This is a genomic window from Glycomyces dulcitolivorans, assembly GCF_003265355.1.
GTDB classification, from domain to species: Bacteria; Actinomycetota; Actinomycetes; order Mycobacteriales; family Micromonosporaceae; genus Glycomyces; species Glycomyces dulcitolivorans.
Genome location: NZ_QFRW01000033.1, coordinates 14,795 through 20,546 on the forward strand (window position 1 = coordinate 14,795; position 5,752 = coordinate 20,546).

4 protein-coding genes are annotated in these 5,752 nt (G+C 71.5%); 1 reads left to right on the forward strand and 3 read right to left on the reverse strand.

Annotated features, from left to right (window positions below; all coding sequences use genetic code 11):
* Nucleotides 1–17: 17 nt before the first annotated feature.
* The 3 genes from DI269_RS01465 to DI269_RS01475 are packed head-to-tail and all read right to left on the reverse strand — an operon-like array spanning nucleotide 18 to nucleotide 3,996.
* Complete coding sequence (locus DI269_RS01465; RefSeq protein ID WP_112133374.1) at nucleotides 18–674, reverse strand: response regulator; 657 nt, start codon at nucleotides 672–674, stop codon at nucleotides 18–20.
* Complete coding sequence (locus DI269_RS01470; RefSeq protein WP_112133375.1) at nucleotides 671–2,020, reverse strand: sensor histidine kinase; 1,350 nt, start codon at nucleotides 2,018–2,020, stop codon at nucleotides 671–673. The genes DI269_RS01465 and DI269_RS01470 overlap by 4 nt, the downstream gene beginning before the upstream one ends.
* A gap of 32 nt (nucleotides 2,021–2,052) precedes the next feature.
* A complete protein-coding gene (locus DI269_RS01475; RefSeq protein WP_112133376.1) occupies nucleotides 2,053–3,996 on the reverse strand; it encodes a serine hydrolase domain-containing protein in 1,944 nt (647 codons plus the stop codon).
* A 270-nt stretch (nucleotides 3,997–4,266) separates the two neighbouring features.
* Here DI269_RS01475 and DI269_RS01480 point away from each other — a divergent pair, with 270 nt between their 5' ends.
* Nucleotides 4,267–5,721, forward strand: a complete 1,455-nt coding sequence (locus tag DI269_RS01480; RefSeq protein ID WP_112133377.1) for a family 43 glycosylhydrolase — start codon at nucleotides 4,267–4,269, stop codon at nucleotides 5,719–5,721.
* Nucleotides 5,722–5,752 lie beyond the last annotated feature (31 nt).

Genomic DNA, 5,752 nt, shown 5'->3' on the forward strand with positions numbered 1-5,752 from the left:
AGCCCCGCAGCCCTCGCTCAGGCGCCCGCGATGAGCCCGTGTTCATAGGCCCACACCACCGTCTGCACCCGGTCCCGGGCGCCGATCTTCATCATCGCCCGGCCCAAGTGCGACTTGACGGTGCTGGGCTCCACGAACAGCTCCTTCGCGATCTCCGCGTTCGACATCCCGCGAGCCAGCAGCAGCACGATCTCCCGCTCGCGGGTCGTGAGCATTTCGGCCGCAACCGGATCGGGCTCGACCCGCCGCCGCTTGGCGAACTCGGCGATGACGCGGTGCGTCACCGCCTGGTCCACCAGGCCCTTCCCGTCAGCGAGCTTGCGGACCGCGTCGACCAGCTCCTCCGGTTCGCAGTCTTTCATGATGAACCCGCTCGCCCCCGCTTCGAGCGCCCCGAACACGTACTCGTCCAGGCCGAACGTGGTCACGATCAGGATTGCGGGCGTCTCGCCCTCCCGTTCGGCCGCGATCTCGCGGGTGGCCGCCAGGCCGTCGCCGCCGGGCATGCGCACGTCCATGCAGATCACGTCGGGCTTGAACTGCGCCGCGGCGACGACCGCCGACGGGCCGTTCGACGCCTCGCCCACCACCTCGATGTCCCCGGCGTCCTCCAGCAGCACGCGGAACCCCGCGCGGACCACCGCCTGGTCGTCGACCAGCAGCACCTTGATCATGATTCCCCTGTCCCGCTTGCGAATCCATGCTCCGGCAGGCCGCCGTCGGCACCGGCCGGAGCGCCCCGCCGCTCCCGGTCCTGGTCCCGCACCGCCAGTCGCAGCCGCACCTGCCAGCCGCCGTCGGCGGTCGGCCCGGCCTCGAACTCGGCGCCGACCAGGTCGGCGCGCTCGCGCATGCCGACCAGGCCCGTGCCGCCGTGCTCGACCCGCGCCGGTTCGCGCAGCGGCCGGCCGTTGACGGCCTCCAGTTCCACGCCGTGCGGCTCGTAGACCAGCCGCAGCCGCACCTGGGCGCCGGGCGCGTGCTGCCGCGCGTTCGTCAGCGCCTGCTGGGCGATCCGGTAGAACGAGATGTCCGCGATCGGCGGCAGCACCAGCGCGATCCCCTCGCACTCGAACCTGACGTCGTCGCCGAGCCGCCGCGACTCCTCCACCAGTGCCTTGAGCGCCGACAGGCCCGGGACCGGTGCGTTGCCGTCGCCGTTCCCGCCCCGTTCGCGCAGCAGGCCGACCACCTGGCGCAGGTTCGCCAGGGTCTCCTTGCCCTGGGAGCGGATCGACTCGGCCCCTTCGCGGGCCGCGCCCGGGTCGCGTTCGATGAGGCGCTCGACCGCGGCGGCCTGGATGACCATGCCCGACAGGTGGTGCGCCGCGACGTCGTGCAGTTCGCGGGCGATGCGGGTGCGCTCGGCGAGGATCGCCGACTCCTCCCGTTCGCGTGCGGCCCGCAGCACCTGCTCCGACCGCTCCCGCGACAGGGCCATGTTGCGGCGGCGCGTCGCCACGTAGGTGCCGATGAACGCCGCCGCGACGTACAGCAGCGCACTCGAACCCAGCTGGTTGAGCACCGTGATCGCCGCGCCCGGGCTGCCCCAGGTCGACACCGCGGACATGCTCGTCTCCAGGACCACCGCGGCCGTCACGACTGCCGCGGTGAACCGCGCCGCCGTGAGGCACCCGACCGTGTAGGCCGCGATGGCAGGGCCGAGGCCCTGGGCCATGATCTGCGGCGCGACCGCGATGACCGCCAACTGGACGAGGACGATCGCGGCCATGCACAGGCCGGGCCGCACCGTCCGCAGGCACAGCAGCAGGCCCTGCACCGCGGCGAGCCCGCCCATGGTCCACACCTCGGCCTTTGTCACCTGCAACGACGGCTCGGCCGGGCCCAGCTGCGCGAGGATCGTATACAGCCCCAAGGTGACCACGGCGACGACAAGCGCGAGGACCACGTCCCTGGCGAACGGGCCCGCGGCCCCGATCCGGGAGAGCGCGCGGTCGAGGCGCTCTCCCGGGGTCGGCCTCCGGCGGGCGGCCGCGCCTTGCCTGGCGGGCGCAGTCATGTGGACACTCCTGTCGTCGGCCGCCGCGGCGGTCAGTACGTGATGTTCGGCGAGAGCAGCTGGAACCCGAACGCGAAGTCCGCGACCGCCGAGAGGGCCAGGAACACGACCACCGTACCGGTGACCGCCTTCCAGCCCGCCTTGCGGCGGATCTCGCCGACCAGCTTCACGACCGCCGGGATCAGGCCCAGGGCCCCGACCAGCTGGAGCACCTGCACGGTGCGGATCAGCGCGGGGGAGAGGTCCTGGAGCGACATCGCGATCAGGATGATCGCGAGCCACCCGAGGACCGCCAGGACCGAGGACGCGGCGCCGATGCGCACCAGCACCCGCCAGCGCCGTCCCTCGCGGCCCGGTCCGGGGCGGTGGCGCAGGCGGCGCCAGATCGTGGCGGCGGGCCAGGCGAGGAGGCTGAGCAGCAGGACCGTGAACGAGGCGATCAGCAGCGGGAAGGCGATCCGGCGGTCGGCGTCCAAGGGCAGCAGGGTGAACGCCGCGTCGTGGACGATGCCGGTGACCTCGCCGTCCTCGGTGCGGACCGCGATGGTGCGGTCGCCGCCGACCTCTTTCCAGACGCCGCCGCCGACGGACTCGAAGACGCCGGGCTCCATCGTGCCGGGGTCGGCCGCGAAGTACAGGCGCCCGTCGTCGAGCGCGGTGATCTCGGTGGTGTTGAGGAGGTCGATGACCGACAGGAACGTGGACTGCGAGCCGCGCGAGGAGTAGTAGACGCCCGCGAGGTCTTCCGCGTCCGACCCGTCGGCGACCGTCTCGGTCTCACCGGGGAAGTACCGGTCGGCGAAGGCGCCCATGAGGTCGGCGCGCATGCCGAGCGTCTCGGAGCCCTTGGTGCCGGAGCTGTTGAAGGACACGAAGATCCCGGCCCCGTCGTCGGGGTAGAGGTTCAGGTGCGAGTGGAACCAGTTGGTGTCGCCGCCGTGGCCGACGATGCGGTGGCCGTTCTGGTCCTCCTGGAACCAGCCGAGGGTCATCCGCTGCGCCCCGGCGAACTCGGCGAGGCTGTCCTCGTCCAGTGCGGGCGTGTACATCAGCTCGCGGGTCGCGGCGTCGAGCAGTTCTACCCCGCCGGGGTGGGTGCCGAGCTGCGCGAGCATGAACTGCGCCATGTCGTCTGCGGTGGCGGACAGGGCCCCGGCGGGCGGGGTGCCGACGTATTCGAACGGCTGGGCCGGGCCGTCGGCGTTCGCGTACCCGTCGGAGATCCGGTTGGCGAGTTCGGCGGGCAGGGGCTGCTCGAACGAGGAGGAGCCCATGCCGAGCGGCTGGAACAGGTTCTGGTCGATGTAGTCCTCGAACGGCATCCCGCTGACGCGCTCCACGATGTACCCGGCGAGGGCGTTGCCGTAGTTGGAGTACGAGGGCGTGGTGCCGGGCCGGAAGACCTGCTCGGGCGGGTCGGTCGCGAGGGCGTCGCGGAGGTTGACGTCGTCGCCCTCGAAGGCGATGAGCCCGGCGATGCGCTCCTCGAATCCGGCGGTGTGGCTGAGGAGGTGCCGCAGGGTCAGGTCGTCGTCGTAGCGGCGCTCGATGGCGAAGTCGAGGTATTCGCTGACGTCGGCGTCGAGGTCGAGTTCGCCCTGCTCGACGAGCTGCATGACGGCGGTCGCGGTGAACACCTTGGACACCGATCCGGGGCGGAACAGCGTCTCGGCCGGGTCGACCTCGACGCCGGCGGCGGTGTCGGCGTAGCCGAAGCCGCGGGTGGTGAGGACCTGCCCGTCGCCGACGACGGCGACGGTGGCCCCGGCGACGCCGGCGTCCTCCAGCATGCCGGGGAGAGTCGCGTCGAGCCAGGCGTCGACGTTCGCGGCGGTCAGCTCCTCGGGCGCCGCGGGGGTCTCGGGTTCGGGCAGTTCGGGATCGCTTGTACTACAGGCGGTCGCGAGGATCGCGACGGCGGCGAGCGCGGCGGCGGTGCCGCCGAGGCGGCGCCGGGCGGGGTGTCGGGCGGTCATGTCGTCTCCAGTGGATGCGTCGGTCCGGTGAGGACCGCGGATGCGATCGGTGCGGGATTCCCTTGCGTTCGAACCACACCATCGTGGCCGCCCGGAGGCATTCGCGACTTCTGGCGCAAGTCGGAATTCGACTTACGACCTTTGGGGGAGACCGCCGCCACGACATTCATGTGAATGGATGTATTGACTCAAAGCCCTCGCTTGGTTACCGTGAACATCACCTGGTGGCCGCCATGTACGTCCCGACCCGACCCATCCATCGGAGTTCCCATGCGCAGCGCACCCCTCAACCGCCGACTCCTGTTCCAAGCCGCGGGCGCGGCCGCGATCGCCGCGGCCGCCTCCCCGTTCGGGCCCGCCGCCCCGGCCTCGGCGAGCCCCGGCGTCCTCTACTCCAACGCGCTCGTCCAGCAGCGCGCCGACCCGTTCGTGGTGCGCCACACCGACGGCTACTACTACTTCACCGCGAGCGTCCCGGCCTACGACCGGATCGTCATGCGCCGCGCGACCACGATCCAGGGCCTCGCCACCGCGCAGGAGGTCACGGTGTGGCAGAAGCACTCCAGCGGCCCGATGAGCGCCCACATCTGGGCGCCGGAACTCCACTACATCAGCGGGAAGTGGTACGTCTACTTCGCCGCCGGGCGCGCCGACGACGTGTGGGCCATCCGCATGTACGCCTTGGAGAACGCCAGTGCCAACCCGCTCACTGGGACCTGGACCGAACGCGGCCAGATCACCACCCCGCGGGACTCGTTCTCCCTGGACGCCACCACGTTCACCAACGGCTCCACCCGCTACCTGTGCTGGGCCCAGAGCGACCCCGAGCTCTCCAGCGGCACCAGCCTCTACCTCGCCGCCATGTCGAGCCCGTGGACCGTGACCGGCACCCCGGTCCGCATCAGCAAGCCCACCAACTCGTGGGAGACCATCGGCCACAACGTGAACGAAGGCGCCGCCGTCGTCAAACGCAACGGCCGCATCTTCATGACCTTCTCCGCCAGCGCCACCGACGCGAACTACGCGGTCGGCCTCCTCACCGCCTCCGAAGGCGCCAACCTGCTCAGCGCCGCCTCATGGACCAAGAGCGCGCAGCCGGTGCTGCGCAGCAGCGACGCCACCGGCCAGTTCGGGCCCGGCCACAACTCCTTCACCGTCTCCGAGGACGGCCAGAGCGACCTCATCGTCTACCACGCCCGGCCCTACAAGAACATCAGCGGCGACCCGCTCTACGACCCCAACCGGCACACCAGGGTCCAGAAGTTCTACTGGAAGGCCGACGGCACCCCGGACTTCGGCGTCCCCGTCGCCGACGGCGCCACCCCGTACCGCTTCGCCGCCCACGGCTCGACCACGGTCGTCCTCAACCACTACGACTTCCGGCTCCGCGCCAACGCGACCCCCGCGCTGCTCGCCGACTCGCAGTTCCGCATCGTCACCGGCCTGTCCGGCACCGGCACGGTCTCGCTCGAATCGGCGAACTTCCCCGGCCGCTACCTGCGGCACCGCAACTACGAGCTGTGGGTGGAGGCGAGCGACGGCTCGGCCCAGTTCCGCCAGGACGCCAGCTTCTACCGCCGCGCAGGGCTCGCGGACGCGACCGCCGCCTCCTTCGAGGCGGTGAACTTCGCCGGCCGCTACCTGCGCAACGCGAGCGGGCTGGTCAACCTGCTGACGGCCACGACCGACGCCGAGCGCTCGGCCGCGACGTTCCGCCTCGAATAGGGACACCGCGGGCCCCGGCCGGAAGGCCGGG